Genomic DNA, 20,321 nt, shown 5'->3' with positions numbered 1-20,321 from the left:
TGCGACCCGGCCGAGACCGGGAGCCGCGTACAACCGTCGACATGAATCCATCTTCCAACCCGACGAGCCGGACCGTCACCGGCCTGCGCGAGCGATATGGGGCGACCGTGGCGGGCCGGGCGCTGCGCGAGGAGTGGGTCAGGTTCCGCACCGGACGCGGCCGGGCGCTCGCCATGGCGGCCTCCGTACTGGTCACCGTGTCGCTCGGACTGCTGATCGCCGGGGGTACCCGCAGCACCTGCGTGACCGGGAAGGGCGAGGGCCCCTGCCCCGCGCCTCTGGTGGGACCCGACGGCACGGCGGTGCGGGACAAGTACTACTTCGTGCACCAGCCGCTCAAGGGGGACGGCGGCATCACCGCCCGTGTGTCGGATCTGACCGGCCAGATGCGGATGCCGGACGCCGTACCCGGGGTGCGCAACGTGAAGCAGGGGGTGGTGCCGTGGGCGAAGGCCGGGCTCCTCGTCAGGCAGAGCCTCAAGCAGGGCACCCCGTACGCCGCCGTCATGCTGACCGGGGACCACGGCGTGCGGATGCAGGACGACTTCACCCACGACGTGCCCGGCGGCCCTCACAACGGCCCGCAGTGGCTGCGGCTGACCAGGTCGGGCGACACCATCACCGGGTACGAGTCGGACGACGGCACGACGTGGAGCAAGATCAGCACGGTCAGGCTGACCGGGCTGCCGGAGACGGCCGAGATCGGGCTGTTCGTCACCTCACCAGGGGCCCAGTGGGAGAGGGCGATGGCCTTCGCCCAGGCCACCGCCACCTTCGACCAGATCAGGCTGGAGGGCGCGAACGGTTCCTGGCGCCACGACGACGTCGGCGTCGTCATGGAGTCCGACGGGAAGACACCGCACCACCCGGGCGGGGTCGTCGAGTCCGGGGACAAGCTCATCGTGACCGGAGGCGGCGACATCGGCCCCGCCACGGCCGAAGGCGGCATCCGCGCCGACCTCCTCCTACTCGGCGGAGCCCTGGGCCTGATCCCGATACTCGTGATGGCCGCCACGTTCATCACGACAGAGCACCGACGCAGACCGCCCAGGACCAGTTTCCTGACCGAACCCAACCCCCAGACCGAACCCAACCCCCAGACCGAACCCGACCTCCCGCCCAGACCCGGCCCGCCGACCAGAACCAGCTCCCCGGCCAGGACCAGCACCATCCCGCCGAGCGACACCAGTTCTCCAACCGCAATCAGCCACCCGACCAGACCCGTCCCGCCGACCAACGCCGGCTCCCCGACCAGCACCAACCCGTCGAACAGCACCGACTCCCCGCCGGGGACCAGCCCGGCCATCGGAACCAGCCCGGCGATCAGGACCGGCCCGGCGATCGGGACCGGTTCGCCGCGCGATACCCGCTCCTCGGGCGCGCCGGATCCGACGCGGGCGCTCGCGGCGAAGGGCGCGGTGGTCGGCGCGGCCGGGTTCGTGACGGGGCTGGTGGCCTCGGGCGTCGTGATCCCCGCCGGCCTGGCGCTGTTGCGTGCGCACCAGAACCCGATCCAGCCGATAACCCTCGGCACCGAACTGCGGATGATCGTCGGCTATGCCGCGCTGACCGCGCTCGCCGCCGTACTGGCTCTGGGCCTCGCCGCGCTCGTCAGGCGCGCGATCGTGGCGGTCGCGCTGGCCGTCGCGCTGCTCGTCGTCCCCTACCTGCTGGGAACGGCGGGCCTGGCGACCTGGCTGCTGGTCGTCACCCCCGCCGCCGGCTTCGCGATCATGCAGAGCGTCCCCACGTTCGCGCACGTGGACGTGGACCCGTCACTGCTCGTCGGCTACTACCCCCTCCCCCCATGGGCCGGCCTGGCCGTGACCTGCGCCTACGCCGCCCTCACCCTCGGCGCGGCGATAGCCGCACACCACAGGAAGACCTCACGCCGGACTCCCCTCTCCTGAAGGCGCGATCCCGGGGCGGCAGGAGTGCGGGCGTAAGCCCACAGGTGCCCGGTCATTGCGTCCCTCAACGCTTCGGGAACGTTGTTGCAAGCGCCAGGTGATATCGCGATCCACCGTTTGGATTCACTTCGGCACCGCCTGGTGCGGAGGCATCCTGTGCGCACGGCTCAAGGAATCAGCGGATCGGCCACAGCGCGAATCACGAAAGCCGCAGAATATGCGATAGGAGAGCTTACTCCGACTCCCGCCTGGACGGCGTAATCGTCAAGCTCACCATCGGCGAACCGCCCGGCCGCAGGGTGCACGTGGTCGTCGTCGACGACGGTTCGCCGTGCGCGGTCCCCGTCCCCGCACCGCCGGCGCGGCGGATGAGAACGGGCGCGGGCCGGCGATCGTATGCGATCCGACCAGACGCTGAGGCACCTACCGCGACGGTGCCCGCCGTACCGCCTGGTTCCGGATCGTCTTCCGGGAGTAGCGGCCACCGGAGTCCGCGAAATCCAGGCGGCACGGCACCAGTCGGAGGTCACGACATCAGCCGGGTGCGGACGACAATGGAAATTCCAGTTCGACCGATAATGACGGCGCCGCGTTTCGGGTGCCCGTATTCAGGGCGCTGTTGACAATCACCGGAAATCAATGGTCAATCGATGGGCCGATCCGTCGGAAATCACCGGAATCCGGCCGGACGGAAATCACGCGCGGCGCCGACGGGGTCGACGCGTAATCGCGACAGAAGGGAAAAGAGATGAGGCTTGCTCATCGATGCGCGCTCACCGTGCTGGCGGTTGCCGCGCTGCTGGTGACGCCGCTCGCCGCGGGCGCCGCGTGGGCTTCACCGGCTGCCGGGACGACGCCCGGCGGGTTCGGCGTCGCCGCCTGGCAGGAACTGCCCAAGGGCGTCGCCGCGACCAGGTCGGCACTGGGGGCGGAGACAAGTTACTGCATTCCCGTGGCCGGGCCCGGCGTGAAGATGACCTTCTACTGCGACATCAAGGAACTGAGCACGCTCTACGTCTACTGCGAGGGCGTGACCGTCATCATCACGCTGAACCCCGGGAAGTGGGCGCCGTCGGGAAGCTGTCCCGGGTATCGCGGGTACCGCCTGACACCCAGGGTCTAACAACCGCCGACTGAAAATTTCAGTAGCTCATCGAGGTTGACCAGGGGATGCGCGAAAGGTCCACGTGCGGCCACTGGACCGGTTAAGGCGGGAGCAGCAGCATCTGACGGATAGCCGCCACCGGCTCCGCCGGAGGCACGTATCCGCTTCGAGGAGGCCTCCCGCCATGCCACCGCACCGGACCTGGTTCACCCTGGCCGCGACGGCCCTGCTGGCGACCGCCGGAACAGCCCTGCCCGCGCGAGCAGCCGGCGGCGCGGCGGGCACGGGTTCCGCCGCCGAGGCCGGGCCGGCGCTGGCCGTGGATCTGAGCGCGCCGACCCATCCCATCAGCCCGTATGTGTACGGGATGAACTTCACCGAGGAGGCGCTGGCCAAGGAGCTGCGCCTCCCGGTGCGGCGCTGGGGCGGCAACGCCACCACCCGGTACAACTTCCGGCTGGACACCACCAACCGGGCCGCGGACTGGTACTTCGAGAACATCGCCGGCGACAACGCCGACCCCGCCGCGCTGCCGGACGGCTCGGAGACCGACCGGTTCGTCGACCAGGACAAGCGCACCGGCACCGACAGCGTCATCACGCTCCCGCTGATCGGCTGGGCACCGAAGGAGCGGGCCAAGGCGTGCGGGTTCAGCGTGGAGAAGTACGGCCCGCAGCAGTCGACCGACCAGTGGGCGCCCGACTGCGGCAACGGCGTCCGGCCGGACGGCACGAACATCACCGGCAACGACCCGCACGACACCAGCGTGGAGGTCGGGCCCGAGTACGTCACCGACTGGATGGCCCACCTGCGCGGCCGGTACGGCGACGCCTCGCACGGCGGCGTGCGCTTCTACAACCTGGACAACGAGCCCGACATCTGGCATTCGACGCACCGCGACGTGCACCCGGCCGGCGCCTCCTATGACGAGATGCGCGACAAGACCTACGCGATCGCGGGCGCGGTCAAGGCCGCCGATGCCAAGGCCCAGACCCTCGGCCCGGTCGGCTGGGGATGGTCGTCGATCACCCTGTCCGGCTCCGACCAGCAGCGATGCTCCATCGAGGGCTGCTGGAGCAACCCGCCGGACCAGGCCGCGCACGGCGGCGTGCCGTTCGGGGAGTGGTACCTGCAGCAGATGCGCGCCTACGAGCAGGCGCACGGCGTGCGCATCCTGGACTACTACGACAACCACTGGTACCCGCAGGCCGGGGTCTTCGGCGGCGACCCGAGCGACGCGGGCGACGCGGCCAAGCAGGCGCTGCGGCTGCGCCAGACCCGCACGCTGTGGGACCGCGCCTACACCGACGAGAGCTGGATCGGCCAGCCGGTCTACCTCATCCCGCGGATGAAGGACATGGTCGCCCGCAACTACCCGGGCACCAAGGTGGCCGTCACCGAGTACAACTTCGGCGCCCTCGGCTCGCTGAACGGCGCGCTCGCGCAGGCCGACGTGCTGGGCATCTTCGGCCGGGAGGGCGCGGACCTGGCGACCCTGTGGTCGCCGCCCACCTCGGCCGAACCCGGCGCCTACGCCTTCCGCATGTTCCTCAACTACGACGGCCAGGGGGGCCGCTTCGGCGACACCTCGGTGCTGTCCACCAGCGAGGACCAGGGCCGGCTCGCCGTCTACGGGGCCAGGCGCGGCGCGGACGGCGCGCTGACGCTGGTGGTCGTGAACAAGACCGGCGCGGACCTCACCAGCCCGCTCACCGTCAAGGGCGGCGCCCCGGGCACCTCGGCGCAGGTCTACCGGTACAGCGGCGCCGACCTCACCGCGATCGCCCGCGCCGCGGACCTGCCGCTCACCACGACGGCCACCTCGGCCACGGCCTCCACCACCTTCCCGGCCAACTCCATCACCACGCTGGTTGTGCCGGACTCGGTGCCGCCCACCGCTCCGGCCGGGCTGAAGGCGGGCCGTCCCACGGCGCACGCGGTCACGCTCACCTGGTCCCCGGCCAGGGACAACGTCGCGGTCAAGGGCTACCAGCTCTCCCGGCAGGCGCCCGGCGAGCCGGTCAGAACGCAGGACCTCACCGCCACCCGGGCCGTCGTGACCGACCTGGCGCCCGGCCGGCGCTACACGTTCTGGGTGCGCGCCCGCGACCTGGCCGGCAACCTCGGACCGAAGTCGCAGTCCGTCCAGGTGACCACTCCCCCGCGCTGACGCTCCGCAGGGCCCGGCGGCCGGGCGGCGCGCAGTATGCTCGCTGCGTTCCACCCGGCCGCCGGCCCGCGCGCACACGCTCGCGGTGCGACGCCCGGCGCCCCGTCCGGGTGCCCTGCCGGGTCCGAGAGGATCGCGTGGGGAGGGCACCGATGGGCGACGACGGGGCTTCACAGGCCAGGGTGTTCATCTCCTATTCGAGCGCGGACCGCGAGTTCGCCCGGTTCCTGGACGGCTCGCTGGCCGCCGCCGGTGTCGCCACCTTCCTGGCCGAGCGCGATCTGAAGGTGGGCGACTCGATCCCGGAGCGGATCTTCGGGGAGATCGCCGCCGCCACCAGCCTGATCTACGTCGTCTCCCGCGCCTCGGTGCGCTCGCCCTGGGTGCGCGAGGAGCTCGGCGTCGCCAAGATCCGCGCGATGGAGGGCAAGGGGTTCGGCATCCTGCCGCTCCTGCTCGACGACGTCACGCTTCCGCCGAGCGTCAGCCACATCAAGTACGCCGACTTCCGGGACTGGCGGGACGCCACGTCCTACCGCAAGACGGTGCTGGAGCTGCTCCAATCCCTGGGCGGCGCTCCGGTGCTGATCGGACAGCGGCAGATCCTCTGGTACCTGGACAACCTCGACACGCTGAAGTTCGTCAAGCACGCCGTGTCGGTGCTGCACACCCGCACCGACACCGCCACCGGTTACTTCCAGTGGTTCGACAGCTGGCACTGGTCGGTCAAGTACGCCGCCAGCGACGACGACCCGCCGTTCTTCTCGGCCATGGACCGGCTGGAGGAGCTGCTGGCCCCGGTGGCGGACGGCGACCAGCGGCTGCGGGCGCTGCGAGACTGCATAGAGCCGGCCAAGAAGGCCGTGGTGCGGGGCTCCAGGGATCCCGGCGACCGGGGGGAGTCGAGCCGGCGGATCCGCGAGGTCGTGGAGGTCTGCGCGCGGATGCTCGCCATCCTGAACGATCTGGAGGGCGACTTCGAGGCCTCCGTGCACGCCGCGATCGCCACCAGGATGGAGCGCCCGTGACCCACGGCGCGGGACCGGCGGCCTTCCCCGCGGGACATCCGCTCCGGACGCCGCGCGGTGTCCCGGCTCAGGTCGCGGGCCGGGCTTCGGGCCGGGAGACGCGCAGAGCGCTCGCGATGTCGTCGATCCGCCGGTCGTACTCCGGCGGCGCGGCGTCCCTGAAGTCGGCGTAGTAGCGCGTCTTCGCGAACGCCGGCAGCTCGACGTCCTTGATCACGACGGGGATGAAGCGCGACCCGTTCTCGATGGCCCGCTGTACCAGCGCCGCGTACTCCTGCCGCGCCCACCCGCTGGCCATCGACGCCGGGCTGCAGACCAGGATGCCGGCGGCCGAGTCGCGGATGGCCTGCTCCACCGCGTGCACGAGCACGTCGCCGGGCACGAGGACGACCTGGTCGCGCGCGATGCGCAGCCCCCTGGCCTCCAGGCGCCGGGTGAACGCCTCCACCCACTCGCCGTCCTCATGGGAGTAGGCGACGAAGGCGTCGTAGGCGACCCGCCCGGACCGTCGCGGGGACGACCGCGTCCGCCGGAGCTGTCCCGTTCCCGCCGCCGAAGGTCCGCTCTCCTCAGACGGTCCCGTTCCCGCCGCCGGCTCCGTCTGCTCGGACGGTGCCGTTCCCGCCGCCGGCGCCGTCTGCTCGGACGGTGACGTTCCCGCCGTCTCCTCGGACGGCAGGGCCTCGGGCGCGGGTGCGGAGGCGGCCGGGCGCGGGGCCGCGCGACGGCCGGGCCGCACCGCCACCCAGGCGTAGTAGGCGGCCACGACGCCCGCCACGGTGCCGACCGCCGTCAACGCCAGCGCCACCGCTTCCATGCCGCAGATCCTAACGCGCGGGCTCCCCGCACCGGCCTCAGGCGAACAGGTCGCGCAGGGCTGCGGCGAGGCGTTCGTAGTCCTGTTCGCGGTTGTAGACCTGGGCGGACAGGCGCAGCAGGCCGGCGCCGGGCCATCCCTTGATCCCGGCTCGCACGCCGTGCCTGCGCAGGATCTCGGCCGACAGCGCCTCGGCGCGCGGCTGGGTCTCGGCGACCCCGTCCGGCAGCCGCAGGACGCACATGGCCAGCTCCGGGTCCGCGCGCCAGGGCCGCAGGCCGGCGGTGTCGGCGACGATACGGCGGCCGGTCGCCGCCAGCTCGGCGTTGCCGGCCCGGACGGCGCTCGGCCCGAGCTCCTCCAGCACCCGAAGGCCCTCGGGCGCGGCCAGCCAGGCCGTGTAGTCGCGGGTGCCCTGGAATTCCAGACTGCGGGGGAAGCCGTCCGGCTGGTAGAAGGAGGGGATCAGCGGCTCGACCCGCTCGCGCCAGGCGGGGGCGACGGCCAGCACGCCCGCGGGCCGGGGCCCGAACGCCCATTTGTGCAGGTTGCCGGTCCAGAAGTCGGCGTCCAGCTCGCCGAGGTCCACCTCCAGCATGCCGGGGGCGTGCGCGGCGTCCACGATCGTCGTCACGCCCAGGGCGCGGAACCCCGCCACCAGCTCGCCCACCGGCAGCAGGCGGGCGGTGTGGGAGGTGATGTGGTCGAAGACGGCCGCCTTGGTGCGCGGCGTCACCGCGCCGAGGTAGGCCCGCGCGGCGTCCTCCCCCGACCATTCGCCGTCGTCGCGCCCGGGAAGGTCCACCACGACCACCTCGGCGCCGGTCCGCTCGGCCGTGCGCCGAACGGCGATCTCGACGGCGCCGTAGGTGTGGTCGCTGATCACGATCTGGTCGCCGGGCCGCAGCGTCAGGCTGTTCAGCGCGACGGCGACGCCCTCGGTCACGTTGGAGACGAACGCGACGCCGCCGGACTCGGCGCCGAGGAAGGCCGCCACCTCCTCGCGCGCCTTGGCGACGCGCTCGGTCACCGTGGCGAAGAACGCGTCGGGAGCCCGCTCGGCCTCCCGGCGCAGCTCGTCCTGCCTCTCCTGCACCCGGCGCGGCACCGCCCCGAACGATCCGTGGTTCAGGTGCACGACGGCGGGGTCCAGGCTGAAGTCTTCGATATCCACAACCGGACACTAACCGCCGTCGCCCGTACGCTCCTTCGCCGCCCCACCGTTCCATCCCGCGAGCCCGCTCCGGCGTCGTCCATGTCCGAAAGGGCGCCTGTGCACGGCCGGGCGGCGGTAATGCGCGGGTTCGCCGCTCATCGGGTTTCACGCATTCACCTGCTCCTCAGGAACCCGGCGGCGCGGATCGTCTCGCCATATGGAACAAATCGGCCACGGCCGGGAGCCCTTTGGGCCCCCAGCCGATAAAGCTCACAAAACAGCACGAATCACGCCGATAAAGCTCGCGAATAGGGACAAAGCAGCAGGACAACCCGGTCGGCGGGACAGGGAACGCATTGATCACGACAAGGGCAACTCTGGAGACAACCAGGATGATCATCCATAGAGAGGCAGGGAAGCCAACGTTTCCCCAGAACAATTCACCTCCATTCCGGATTTCTGGTGAAATTTCATGTCAACGTATTTTTTTGGGCCCCCACTGACAGTTAGGCTCCCTCCGGAATGTCACCCACAGGAGGAGCAGCTTTGTCGTTACGGTTGAGGCGCCTTGTTTCGGTGATCGCCGCGGGGGGTCTCGCTGTCCTGGTGACGGCGAGTCCGGCAGGCGCTTTCGATGCCCCCTACGACCCCGAACCCATCTCTCCCTACGCGCAGCCGGCGGACGCGAGCGTCCCCCAGCGGGGCTGCGCCGCGACGCTCGCGGACCCGAAGAACGCCAGCGGGAGCATCCCGGCGGTCCAGGTCATCTACGCCTGGCACGACGGCATCGGGAACAGGTACGAGCAGCAGGTCGAGAAGATCGCCAAGATCGTCGACCGGATGGACTGGTCGCTGGACGAGTCCACCAACTACGACCAGCACATCAACCTGAGCTGCAGGACCGGGTACAGCACCAGCACCTACTCCGGGTACGCCCACGCCCTGGTCGTGCCTGAGAAGATCGAGTCCGGCGTCATCGGCGGCGAGACCCCGGTCCAGACCATCACCCACGATCTGGCGGACTCCGGCTACGACGTCGACAACCGCAAGTACGTGGTGTTCGAGGACTTCAACGGCACGGCCAACGCCTGGTGCGAGCCCGCGTGCGCGGCGACCGCCGACGCCTGGGCCAGCGGCACCGTGCTGCACGAGCTGGTCCACCTCGCCGCGGACGGCTTCTACGTCGACCACCCCAAGGTCACCGAGGGCTCGGAGATCCTGAGCTACCCCGACCTGATGGCCAACCCGTACTACGACTGGACGCTGGACCACGACTTCAACAACTACTACGACCCCAGCGAGACCTCGGCCACCTTCTACCAGGGCAACTATCCCGACACCCGCAAGGCCAACGCGGCGAGCTGGCCGTACTTCACCACGGCGACCTGCTGCGACGTCGGGTACAGCAACGACCTGCTGACCGCGCAGGAGCGCACCGTCGAGGCGCAGGCGCCCTACGCGACGCCCGCGGGCTTCAGCGTCTCGGGCGGGGGCTGGATGCAGGTCACCCCGCCGGGGTCCGACAGCCAGGTCTCCGCGCGGTACTACGACGGGCGGCGGTCGCTGACCATGAACGTCCAGTCCTACGCCGAGGGATCGGTGTCGGTGACCCGTAAGCCGGCGGTCACCGCCGGGCAGCGCTACAAGTTCTTCGCCAAGCTGACCACCGGCACCTCGGGCAACGTGAAGCTGCGGCTGGGCTGGTACAACTCCTCGGGCACGCTGATCTCCAACAGCGACGGCCCGGTCACCGCGCTGACGACCGGCTGGCAGGAGTACTCGGTGTCGGCGGTCGCGCCGAGCGGGACGGCCACCGCGCAACTGTCGGTGGTCAGCCCCTCCGGGCAGAACTTCGCCTACGTGCTGGACGGCCTGCAGCTCAACCAGTGCAACAACGGCAAGACCAGCGACGGCTGCCGCGTCGGCAACAGCTGAACCTCGCCCCCACGCCCGCCTGGCCGCACCCAGCGGCCGGGCGGGTTCGCGTCGCGGCCACGCGGGAGGTCAGAAGGTGAAGGGCTGGGAGGTGACGCCGTTGTCGAAGTTGGACAGCAGCAGGCCGGGCTCGCCGGTGGCGCGGATGCCGGGCAGGCGGGTGAACAGCTCCCGGTACATGATCTTGATCTCCTGGCGGGCCAGGTTGGCGCCCAGGCAGAAGTGCGGGCCGGGACCGCCGAAGCCGACGTGCGGGTTCGGCTTGCGCGTGATGTCGTAGCGGCCGGGGTCGTCGAAGGCCTCCTCGTCGCGGTTGGCGGAGCCGTAGAACAGCACCACCTTGTCGCCGGGGACGAGCCTGACCCCGCGCATCTCGTACTCCTCGGTGACGGTGCGCCGGAACTGCATGATGGGCGAGACGTAGCGGACGGTCTCCTCGATGGCGCCGCCGATGTGGGCCTCGAAGTCGCCGGTCAGCCGCTCGCGTTCGGCGGGGTTGTCGGTGAGCAGCTTCAGGCCGTGCGCCATGGTGTTGCGCGCGGTCTCGTTGCCGGCCACCAGCAGCAGCGTGAAGAACGAGCCGAGCTCCCTCGGCGTCAGGCGCTCGCCGTCGACGTTGGCCGTGACCAGCGCCGACACCAGGTCGCCCGCGGGCTCGCGCTCACGCTCGCGGCCGAGGTCGATCACCATGCGCTGCAGGGCGAACAGCGCCGCCATGTTGCGCCCGGCCATGGCGACCGTGCGCGGCAGGCTCATGCGGACGCCGGTGTAGGCGGTGGAGACGTCCACGTGCTGGTGCACCTTGGCGCGGATGCCGTCGGGGATGCCCATCATGTCGCAGATGACGTGGATGGGCAGCCGGGCGGCGACCTGCGAGACGAAGTCGCGCGGCCCCTGCTCGACGACGTCGTCGACGATGCGCTCGGCGGCCCTGGCGATGCCGTCGTTCAGGCCGCTGAGCATCTTCGGCGAGAACGCGCGGGACACGATGCGGCGCAGGCGGGCGTGGCGGGGGTCGTCGAGGTTGACCATCGAGTCGCCGAAGACGTGCTTGACCCAGCCGGGCGGCTCGGGGTTGGTGACGGCCGGCTCACTGGAGAACACCTTGGCGTTGCGGCTGGCCTCCACCACCTCGGCGTGCCGCACCAGGGCGTGGAACCCCTTGCCGGAGCGGAGCAGGGGCACCCGGCGCTCGGGGAAGAACACCGGGTGGGGAAGGCTCCGCAGCCGGGAGAAGTCGCGCTCGCGCTCGTGCGGCGGCCGGCGCCAGAACGCCAGGTCCGCCAGGTCGATGCCCGTGTCCACCGCCGTTGTCACGGTCCTATCCTGGCACGCGCGCGGCGGCGGCGCCGCCGCGCGGGGATCGTCCCGCCTCAGCGGTAGGGCTGCCACCGGGTGGTCAGGTCGCGGGCGCGGAAGGTGCGCATGCGGTGCTCCCACTGGATGCGGATCGCCGGGTTGCTGCGCAGGATCGGCAGCACGCTGGTGACCAGCTTCAGCTCGCGCAGCCGGCGCAGCACCGGGAAGCCCTCCCAGGCGGTGACGTCCACGCCGTAGTGCTCGGCCAGCAGGGCGTGGTCGTCGGTGGCGTAGTCCAGCCGCAGCCGCCCGACGGCCACCGGCGCCAGGTCCCACTCGCGCGGGCCGACGCCGGTGCCGTCGAAGTCGCACAGCACCGGGCCGCGAGGTCCGGCGATGACGTTGCCGAGGAAGGCGTCGCCGTGGATCACGCCGGGCGGCAGCGCGAAGCGCAACCCGGCGAGCTGCTCCTCCACCTCGTCGCACTCGCGCAGCAGGAACGCGTGGTCGGCGGCGCCGAGGTCCTCGGGCTCGGCCAGCCGCTGGCGCACCTCGCGCATCGGCCGCCAGGGCGGCAGGCCGGCGGGCGGGCCGGGGAGCCGGTGCAGGCGCCTGAGCAGGACGGCCAGGGCGGCGCCGTCCGGGCGGGGGCCGACCTCGGGGACGTCCTCCCACAGCGTGATCATCTGGCCGTGCAGCCGCAGCGGCTGCTCGAGCCCGGACAGCAGGCGCACCGCCGGGTAGTCGTGGTCCCGCAGCCAGCGGGCCACCCGCACGACCAGCGGGACCCGGTCGCGCGCGGCGGTGGACCCGGCCACGCGCACCACGACCGGAGCCGTGCGCAGCCGGAAGACGGCGTTGTTGGTGAACTTGATCAGCTGGGCCCCCGCGGGGTCCAGGCCCGTCTCGGCGTGCAGGGCGCCGAGCAGGAAGTGGAGGTTGTCCCTGGTGAGCCCGCCGGAGGCGTCGACTGTGGTGAGGCTCATACGGCGCGCAGCTCCGCGATGCGCCGGCGCAGGTCGCGGGCGTCCGAGCTGTCCGGCCGGGCCGCCGCGGCGGCCTCCAGGGGCGCGAGACGGTCGATCGTGCGCACGGACCTGATCTGGGTGATCAACTCGACCGCCTCGCGCCCGTCGGCCAGGCCGTCGTCCATTTCGCCGAGCAGCAGCCGCACGGTGGCCAGGCCGATGAGCTCGAACACCTTGCTGCGCGCCATCTCGGGCTCGCGCCGCCGCACGCTGCCCGACAGCAGCTCGGCGGCTCTGGGCAGGTGGCGGGCGTCGGCCTCGGCCAGGCCCAGGTAGGTCATGCCGCTCGCGGCCATCAGGTCGGCCTCGGTGAAGAACCGCACCCAGCCGGGCGCCTCGTCGGTGCTGGCGCGGTTGAACTCGTCACGGGCCCGGCTGATGGACTTGGTCGCCAGCCGCTCGTCGCCGAGCAGCGCGTAGGCCCACGCCTCGTTGGCGCACAGCAGGGCGACGGTCAGCTCGCAGCTGGCGTCCTGGGCGCAGATCTGGCCGAGCTGGAAGAACCGCAGCGCGTCCTCCACCCGCCGCAGGTGCAGGTGGACCCGCCCCATCCGGTACAGGATGTTCGCGGCCAGGGAGGAGTCGCCGGCGTGCTTGGCCTGTTCCAGGGCCCGGGCCAGGTGGCGGCGGGCGGCGCCGTGCAGGCCGACGTCGAAGGAGGTCCACCCCGCGAGGTTGTGCTGGTCGGCCAGGGCGCGGTGCAGACGGCGCCCGACCCGCTCGGAGCAGGAGGCGCGCAGCAGGGCCTGCGACCAGGTGAGCTGGGCGACCACCGCGTCCCTGCACACGCCTCCGCCGTAGCGGTAGTCCAGCGCGCGCAGCGACCGGGTGACGCTCTCGACCTGGTCGACCTCGGCGTCGCCGATGCGCCCCGGGGTGGGGGTGTCGACGCGGGCCAGCGGCCGGCGCCAGTCGTCGGCGCAGGCCACCGCGGCGCCGATGGTCACCTGCGCGGCGTGGGCCAGCAGCCGGCGGACCTGCTCGTCCTCGTCCAGGTCGTCGTCGTGCCCGCCGGGCGCCGGCACGGCCACGAGATGGGTGCCGTCGTCGTAGGCCAGGCCCATGTAGCCGCGCGGCACGCCGAGCCCGTCGGCGATGCGGACGAGCACGTCGTAGGCCATGACCTGGCGGCCGTTGAGGATCTCGGAGATCTCGGACTGGGACTGCCCGGTCAGCGCCGCGATGCGCCGCTGGGAGATGCCGACGCGCTGCAGGAGCAGGTAGACGGTGGCGATGTCGCGCCCCGCCAGCGCCTGCCGCATTTGGGGACGTTCCCAGACGGCGAAGCTGATCGCCTGCTCACTCGGCTGAGTGACGTTCATGCAAACCTTCCACGGTGGGCTGCGCTGGCCTCTCAGGTAACCAGGTGACCATGGGTTTCGGTGGGGATAACGGTCGGACCGATCGCCCGGGCTGATCGGCTCGGGCGATCGCGGCAGACCCGGGATGGGTATCGGTGGGGCGGCTCCCCGTCTCCCGCGCCGCTCCCGCAGCATGGAGGCCAACCTCGGGGGGATCACCGCGCGCTTCCTCCGCCGGCACAACGGTCGACATGCCAAGGAGTGATCAGCTCATGCGCGCCGAGCAGCCCGTCCCACAGGAGGCTCACCACCGCACCGGGGTCCTGGCGCGGGAGCGGCGGCCGGGTGACCACCCGTGCGCGCCTTATGCCCCCTCGCCCGCCGAGGACGCCTTCCAGGTCGTGGTCACGACGCTGCGGGCGGGGTCGGCCTCGCGCTGCGCCCGGGCGGCCGTGCGCGAGGTGCTGGCCGCGGCGGGAGTGCACGGCGACGACATCGGCGACGCCGAGATCATCGTGGCCGAGCTCGCCGCCAACTCCGAGACCCACGCGCGCGGGCCGTACGAGGTGCGCGTCCACTGCCTGAGCGGCATCCCGATGTGGTGCGAGGTGGTGGACGGCGGGCGCGACCTCGGCCACGTCGCCGCCGTCCTGGCCGGGTTGCAGCAGGACGACGACGCCCCCGGAGAGGCCGACGACCCCGGACGGGCCCTCGGCCTCGGGGAGGACGACGACCCCGGACGGGCCGCGGGCCACGGGGAGGACGAGGGCCCCGGACGGGCCGCCGGCCCTGGGCCGGAGGTCGTGGACCTCGCGCCGTTCTCCGAGAGCGGCCGCGGGCTGCTGCTGGCCCACCGGCTGTCCAACGGGCACTGCTACGCCTACCCGACGACGATGTCCGCCGGCGGCGGGGCGGGCAAGGCCGTGGCCTTCGCCCTGCCCGCCCCCGCCGTCGCGGTCAGCGGGGCTTCGGCGCCCCCGTCACCGTGACGGTGGCCGAGGCCGACCGGTCGGCGGAGGCGACGGTGAGCGTGGCGCGTCCGGCCCGGACGGCGGTGAGCCGGCCGCTGGACAGGTCGAGCACCGCGACCACGCGGTGGTCGCGGGCCGCGTCCCGCGCGTCCTCGGCGGAGCCGGCCACCGCGAGGGCCCGGTCGCCGCTCCAGGTGACGCTGGCCGGGTAGCGCAGCGGGAAGGTCAGGCCGAAGCCGGTGTTGGCGCCGGTGGCCGACACCTCGGCGCTCGCGCCGGCGGCGAGCGTGCCGGGCGCGGTCAGAGTGAGCTCGTCGAACAGCGGGTTGACCCGCGCGGTCAGCCAGTCACGGGTGCCGGGGCTGGGCAGGCCCGCCTCGACCCTGCCCGGCGTGGCGTCCACGCCGACCAGCATCCAGCCGAGGAAGCCGCCCTTGTCGGGCGAGCTGTAGGGGGTCTTGCCGACGGCCGGGGTGGTGACCTCGGCCACGCCGTCCACCCGGGTGACGGCCGCGGTGTGGGCGTGCCCGGTGAACAGCGCCACCGGCTTGCCCGCGCTCTCGCGGAACCCGGCCAGCCACCGTTCGATCAGCCCGGCCTCGAGCTGGTCGGCGAACTGCGAGCCGCCGGCGCCGGAGGGGTCGTGCAACGGGTGGTGGAAGAGGACCGCGAGCGACTTCACCGAGCGGTCCTTCGCGGCCCTGGCCAGCTCCTGCTGGAGCGCGGGGACCTGCGTCCAGTCGGAGGCGCGCAGCCCGCCGAGCGTGGTGTTCATCAGCACGAAGCGGGTGCCCTTGTGGTCGAAGACCTGATGGGCGGGGCGGCCGGTGGCCAGGAAGGCGTCCAGGGTGCCGGTGGCGGTGGCCCCCGACTCGTGGTTTCCCGGCGTCCAGTACACCGGGACGCCGGCGGGGACGTTGTCCTTGAGCACCTGCTCGGCGAAGGCGATGTCGGCCGGCGCGTTGTTGTCCACGAAGTCGCCGTTGACGACGATGAAGTCGGGCTCGGCGGCGACCGCCTGCCTCAGCGCCGCCGCGGCCTGCCGCGCCGGGAACGAGGACGGCCCGGCGGCGGCGCTGACGTGCAGGTCGGACATGACGGCGAAGCGCCAGCGGCCCGCGCCGACGCCCTTCTGCTCAAGGACGAACGGGTCGGACCCGATGGCCGTCTCGGGCGTGACCTCCTGGCCGACCAGGGCGGTGAGCCCGTCGAACCTGATCTCGCCCGCGTCCTTGGCGAGGTTGGAGGTCTCCACGACGTACACGTTGGTGAGGGTGAGCGGCTCGGAGAAGCCCGCGGGCAGCGTGCCCTCGACCCACTTCCAGCCGGTCCAGTCGACGACCTGGGCGAAGGTGAACGGCACGTTCGTGGTGCCCTGCGAGCGCAGCGTGGCGCGCAGCCAGTGCCGCTTTCCGTCGCCGTAGGCCCACACGCCGATGCGCCGGGTGCCGTGCGGCAGGGTGAGGGCCGCGGGCTTGGCGACGGCGTAGGCGGCGGAGGTGCCCGAGGTGCCGGCGAAGTCGTAACGCAGCGCGAGAGCCTGGTTGCCCGCGGGCGCGCCCGGCCGGTCGGCGGCGTCCACGGACGCCACGGTGGCGGTGGCCTTGGCGGTGGAGACCCCCCAGCTCTCTGCGGGCTCGAACTCGGCGAGCGACGCGCGCTTGAGCCCGACCACGACGGGCAGCCGCGCCGACTTGCCCTGGACGGTGGCGGTGACGACGGTGGCCGTCCCCCCAGGCGCGTCCAGTCCTGTGATGGTGAACGAGCCGTCGTCCCGGGGCTCGACCTTCACCACGGCCTTGTCGTAGTCGAGGGTGAGGTCGCGGACGGCGACCGGCGCGCCGAAGCCGTCGGCGTCGTACCCGCGCACCCCGGCCACGGCCGAGTCGCCGCTCTCCAGGGTCAGGCTCGGGACGGTGAACCCGGCCGTGGCCAGCTCGCCGAGCACGCGCACCCGCGCCCGGCCGCGGGCCCGGCCGGCGTGGGCGCTCACCTCGCCCTGCCCGGGCCGCGCGGCGCGCAGCAGGCCGCCGCGCACCGCGCCGAGCCGGCCCGCCTCCCAGGCGACCCGCTCGCGGCCGAGGCCGGCGGGTGCGTAGGTCTCGTCGTACCCGGCGGCCGACACCTTCAGGGTGAGGCCGGGGAACACCCGGTCCGCGGGGGTGCGCACCGACAGGCCGGTGAGCCTGCCGGAGCCCTTGGCGGTGAACAGGCCGACGCCGCTCGGGATGGAGCGCTCGCCGCCGTCGGAGGGGGTGTTGACCACGCTGACGCGGCCGCCGCCGGGGGTGCGGGCGACCAGGTCGGAGGAGCCGCCGCCGTCGAGCATGAACGCCTCGCGGGCGCCGAGCCGCACCAGCAGCCTGGCGGTCTCGTCGAAGCTCAGGCCGGCCGAGAAGTTGGCCGAGCCGTCCACCGTCACCAGCAGCAGCCGCCTGCCGCCCTGCGACCAGCCGATGGCGGTGCGGGGCTTGGGCGCGTCGTTGCCGGTGGAGGGCGGGAAGTCGATGGCCTGGCCGTCACGCGCGAGCACCTCGCCGCTGCCGAGCGCCGTGCGCAGCTTGGCCGGGGAGTCGGTGCGCAGGGCGACGTCCAGCGTGACCGGGTCGCCGGGCTTGGCGGCGGCGAGCGCGACCGCGGCGGTGCCCTGGCCGACGACGACCAGCCCGCCGTCCGGGACGGGGGTGGCCGTGACCGTGTCGGCGACCGCGGCGACGGCGCCCGCGGCGACGACCAGTTCGGTGATGGCCCCCGAGTGGCCGATCAGGGTGCGCGCGGCCGGGCCCCACTGGTCGGTGAAGACCGACACGGCGTTCGCCGGCAAGGACGGCGAGTTGAGGTTCGCGACGGGGTGCGAGGTGCCGGCGACGGTGACGTCGCCCTCCAGCAGCGCGCTCGCCAGCCGGGCCACCTTGTCCTCGCCGACGGCGGCGACCGTGCGGGCGTCGGCGGTGGCCTTGCGCAGCTCGCCGTCCCTGACCTCTGGCCCGATGACCGCGTCGGTGTTGTTGATCTCGTAGTAGTCGCCGTTGACGGCGGCCACGGCGCCGCGGGCGTCGGCCGACTCCGACAGCGGCCGGGTCTCGGTGAGCCTGCCGCCCACGAGCCCGACGTCCACGCCGGGGCCCGACAGGTCGGCGTTGAGGACGTGCGCCCGGGTCCAGCCGTCGCGGCCGAAGGTGTCGAAACTCGTCAGCACGACCCCGGGCGCGATGGTGCGGTCGGTGCGGCCGGCCTCGACCGACTCCCCCGGCACGGTCGTGTGGTAGTCGGGCCGCGTCCCCCCGGCTCCGTGGTCTCCCGCGTACGCGGTCGCCTGGACCAGCCCGGGAAGGCCGATGGCCAGCGCCACGACGACGGCGCGCGCCAAACTACGCATTACTACCTCCAAGTACGAACGGGCATGAAGGTAGACAGGCACGGAGCTGATCTCGGGTCCATGTCATGACATACCGATGACGTCTCGACGAACTTCGTGACGATCAAGTTGTAGAGGTTCCCCGCGGTCCTGACAATGGGCTTCCGGATCAGTGGACACGCCGTTCAGACGACCGACGCGGGGACTTCACGCTGCGGTAGGGCGGATGTCCTGGCAGGCGGGGACCATCCGGAGCATGAGTGCCTCGCGCGCGTTCCGCCTGCTCACCGCCGCGACCCTCGTGGTCGTCCCCGTCATGCACCAGCCCGCCGCCGAGGCCGCCGCCTCCCGCGCCGCGTGCGCCGCCGCCGCCGACCTGGTCGTGGCGGCGCCGTACGACACCGTGGACGGGCGGCGCCGGGCGGGCACGGTGACGCTGTACCGCGGCGCCGACCGCACCGCCGTCCTCGCCCAGGGCAGGCACGGCATCCCGGGCGAGCCCGAGCGCGGCGACTCCTTCGGTTCGGCGGTGGCCTCCGGCGACTTCGACGGCGACGGGTGCGCCGACCTGGCGATCGGCGCGTCGGAGGAGTTCGCCGGCACCCCCGTCCCCGACGGCGCCGACGGCAACGGCGTGGTCCAGTTGCTCTACGGCTCCGCGGGCGGCCTGAAGCCGGCCGGGACGCTGGACGTGACCCGCCTCGGCCGCGACCGCGACACCGACCGGTTCGGCGCCGCGCTGACCGCCGGCGACCTGGACGGCGACGGGGACGACGAGCTGGTCGTCGGCATCCCCGGCCTGTCGGAGGGCGGCGGAGTGGGGGTGTTCGGCCTCAAGGGACGCGACCCCAAGGGCAGGGGGACGCTCCTCACCCAGGCCACGTCGTGGGTCGCGCAGGACCACCTCGAGAGCGACCAGTTCGGCGCCGCCGTCGCGGCCGGCGACTTCGACGGCGACGGCAGGGCGGAGCTCGCGGTCGGCGCCCCTGCCGACACCGTCGGCACCACCACCTCCGGTGGCGGGTCGGTCACCATCGTCGACCTGCGCGCCCGCCAGACCGGCATGTACACCCAGAACAGCCCGGGAGTGCCCGGCGAGGCCGAGAAGTGGGACGACTTCGGCGCGGCGCTCGCCGCCGGCGACTTCGACCGCGACGGCCGCGACGACCTGGCCATCGGCGTGCCCGGCGAGGGCCTGGACGCCTTCCAGGACGGGCCGATGTACGGCAACGGCGGCGTGCACGTCCTGTACGGGACGCGGCGGGGCCTCAGCGCGGTCGGCGGCGAGTTCTGGTCGCGCAAGACCAAGGGCATCCGGGGCAGGAGCCTCAACACCGACCGGCTCGGCTCGGCCCTGGCCGCCGGCGACCTCAACGGGGACGGCGACGCCGAACTGGCCATCGGCCTGCCCGGCGGCGACCGCGTCCTGGTCCTGCCCGGCACCCGCACCGGCGGCCTCACCGCCAAGCACGCGGTGGTCCTGACGGGCCGCGCGGGGCACCCGGGCGACCTGTACGGCTCCTCGGTGGCCGTCACCGGCGCCGGCCTCGCCGTCGGCTCTCCAGGAAGCGGGCGCGTCACCCTGGTCCCCTCCTCGGTCCGCAAGGGCTCCTACACCGGCCTGCGCACCGGCGCCGCCCGCACCCTCACCGGCCACCCAGCCGGCCTGTTCGGCTTCGCCGTGAGCCCGTGACCCCCAGGTGAGGCGCTGCGGAAGGCGGCCGGACCTCGTCGCGAAACGTGCGACCCGGATGCTGAACCCCGTCCTGACCGCCCGGTCGAAAATGGTCGGAGGGTTTGTACGCCCATCGCATTGCCGGGCGGACCTGTGTCGGCAACCCTGAAAGCAGATGGACGGTGTGGGGAGCACCGTCGCGGTGGAAGGTGGGCAGGGCGTATGGACATCGAGTTGGCCGACGCGGTGGCCGCGGTTCGTGAGGAACTGCTGGATGCCGCCACACGAGGCACCCGCGAGGAGCTCGCGTTCGTCGTTGGTCCGATCGAGATGGAGTTCATGCTCGAGTTGCGCGCTGACGCCCAGGCCAAGGCGGGCTTCAAGGCTTGGGTGCTCTCCGCCGACACACAGATAGGGGTGGCGCGAGCCAGGACTCACCGCGTGAAGGTCACGCTCACCCCGAAGCGCCCCGACGGTGGAGACCTGCAGATCTCCGCCGCGACCAGGGAGTGGCCGGACGCGGACGGCGCCGCCGGTCACCTCGGCCGCTGACGCCGATCAGGAGCCG

The 20,321-nt window shown here is 72.6% G+C and carries 14 protein-coding genes; 8 read left to right on the top strand and 6 right to left on the bottom strand.

All coding sequences use genetic code 11. From position 1 onward, the window contains the following. Positions 1-41: 41 nt before the first annotated feature. The 4 genes from ABZU32_RS19660 (at position 42) to ABZU32_RS19645 (ending at position 6,213) form a co-directional block, all read left to right on the top strand. Positions 42-1,910: a hypothetical protein gene (locus tag ABZU32_RS19660; RefSeq protein ID WP_354924003.1), complete on the top strand. Its 1,869-nt coding sequence runs from the start codon at positions 42-44 to the stop codon at positions 1,908-1,910. A gap of 748 nt (positions 1,911-2,658) precedes the next feature. Beyond that, the gene (locus ABZU32_RS19655; RefSeq protein ID WP_354924001.1) at positions 2,659-3,033 is read left to right on the top strand and encodes a hypothetical protein; all 375 of its coding nucleotides are present in this window, start codon (positions 2,659-2,661) and stop codon (positions 3,031-3,033) included. A 166-nt stretch (positions 3,034-3,199) separates the two neighbouring features. Continuing rightward, positions 3,200-5,185 (top strand): glycoside hydrolase family 44 protein, encoded by a 1,986-nt coding sequence (locus ABZU32_RS19650; protein ID WP_354923999.1) that lies wholly within the window; start codon positions 3,200-3,202, stop codon positions 5,183-5,185. A gap of 152 nt (positions 5,186-5,337) precedes the next feature. Continuing rightward, positions 5,338-6,213 (top strand): toll/interleukin-1 receptor domain-containing protein, encoded by an 876-nt coding sequence (locus ABZU32_RS19645; protein WP_354923997.1) that lies wholly within the window; start codon positions 5,338-5,340, stop codon positions 6,211-6,213. A gap of 67 nt (positions 6,214-6,280) precedes the next feature. Here the strand turns inward: ABZU32_RS19645 and ABZU32_RS19640 are convergent, their stop codons facing one another. Both ABZU32_RS19640 and ABZU32_RS19635 read right to left on the bottom strand, forming a co-directional pair. After that, the gene (locus ABZU32_RS19640) at positions 6,281-7,030 is read right to left on the bottom strand and encodes a toll/interleukin-1 receptor domain-containing protein (protein WP_354923995.1); all 750 of its coding nucleotides are present in this window, start codon (positions 7,028-7,030) and stop codon (positions 6,281-6,283) included. A 37-nt stretch (positions 7,031-7,067) separates the two neighbouring features. Then, positions 7,068-8,204 (bottom strand): aminotransferase class V-fold PLP-dependent enzyme, encoded by a 1,137-nt coding sequence (locus tag ABZU32_RS19635; protein WP_354923993.1) that lies wholly within the window; start codon positions 8,202-8,204, stop codon positions 7,068-7,070. A gap of 588 nt (positions 8,205-8,792) precedes the next feature. Here ABZU32_RS19635 and ABZU32_RS19630 point away from each other — a divergent pair. After that, on the top strand, positions 8,793-10,121 hold the full coding sequence (locus ABZU32_RS19630) for a hypothetical protein (protein ID WP_354923991.1): 1,329 nt from the start codon (positions 8,793-8,795) through the stop codon (positions 10,119-10,121). 69 nt (positions 10,122-10,190) lie between these two features. Here ABZU32_RS19630 and ABZU32_RS19625 read toward each other — a convergent pair whose 3' ends face one another. The 3 genes from ABZU32_RS19625 to ABZU32_RS19615 are packed head-to-tail and all read right to left on the bottom strand — an operon-like array spanning position 10,191 to position 13,770. Further along, positions 10,191-11,438 (bottom strand): cytochrome P450, encoded by a 1,248-nt coding sequence (locus ABZU32_RS19625; protein ID WP_354923989.1) that lies wholly within the window; start codon positions 11,436-11,438, stop codon positions 10,191-10,193. A gap of 56 nt (positions 11,439-11,494) precedes the next feature. Beyond that, complete coding sequence (locus tag ABZU32_RS19620) at positions 11,495-12,406, bottom strand: aminoglycoside phosphotransferase family protein (RefSeq protein ID WP_354923987.1); 912 nt, start codon at positions 12,404-12,406, stop codon at positions 11,495-11,497. After that, positions 12,403-13,770 (bottom strand): helix-turn-helix transcriptional regulator, encoded by a 1,368-nt coding sequence (locus tag ABZU32_RS19615; protein WP_354923985.1) that lies wholly within the window; start codon positions 13,768-13,770, stop codon positions 12,403-12,405. Before ABZU32_RS19615 ends, ABZU32_RS19620 begins: the two co-directional genes overlap by 4 nt. A 251-nt stretch (positions 13,771-14,021) precedes the next feature. Between ABZU32_RS19615 and ABZU32_RS19610 the strand changes: the two genes are divergently transcribed. After that, positions 14,022-14,738, top strand: a complete 717-nt coding sequence (locus ABZU32_RS19610) for an ATP-binding protein (RefSeq protein ID WP_354923983.1) — start codon at positions 14,022-14,024, stop codon at positions 14,736-14,738. On the opposite strand, the gene ABZU32_RS19605 is transcribed toward ABZU32_RS19610, so the two are convergent. Beyond that, positions 14,707-18,099, bottom strand: coding sequence for a phosphodiester glycosidase family protein (locus ABZU32_RS19605; protein WP_354923981.1), 3,393 nt, complete (start codon positions 18,097-18,099; stop codon positions 14,707-14,709). The genes ABZU32_RS19610 and ABZU32_RS19605 overlap by 32 nt on opposite strands. A gap of 235 nt (positions 18,100-18,334) precedes the next feature. On the opposite strand from ABZU32_RS19605, the gene ABZU32_RS19600 reads away from it, so the two are divergent. Next, positions 18,335-19,771 carry an FG-GAP repeat protein gene (locus ABZU32_RS19600; protein WP_354923978.1) on the top strand — a complete coding sequence of 479 codons (1,437 nt, stop codon included), beginning with the start codon at positions 18,335-18,337 and terminating at the stop codon, positions 19,769-19,771. A gap of 204 nt (positions 19,772-19,975) precedes the next feature. After that, positions 19,976-20,305 (top strand): trypco2 family protein, encoded by a 330-nt coding sequence (locus ABZU32_RS19595; RefSeq protein WP_354923976.1) that lies wholly within the window; start codon positions 19,976-19,978, stop codon positions 20,303-20,305. Positions 20,306-20,321 lie beyond the last annotated feature (16 nt).

Source organism: Sphaerisporangium sp. NPDC005288, assembly GCF_040607475.1.
GTDB classification, from domain to species: domain Bacteria; phylum Actinomycetota; class Actinomycetes; order Streptosporangiales; family Streptosporangiaceae; genus Sphaerisporangium; species Sphaerisporangium rhizosphaerae.
This window is presented reverse-complemented; position numbering and strand designations above follow the sequence as displayed.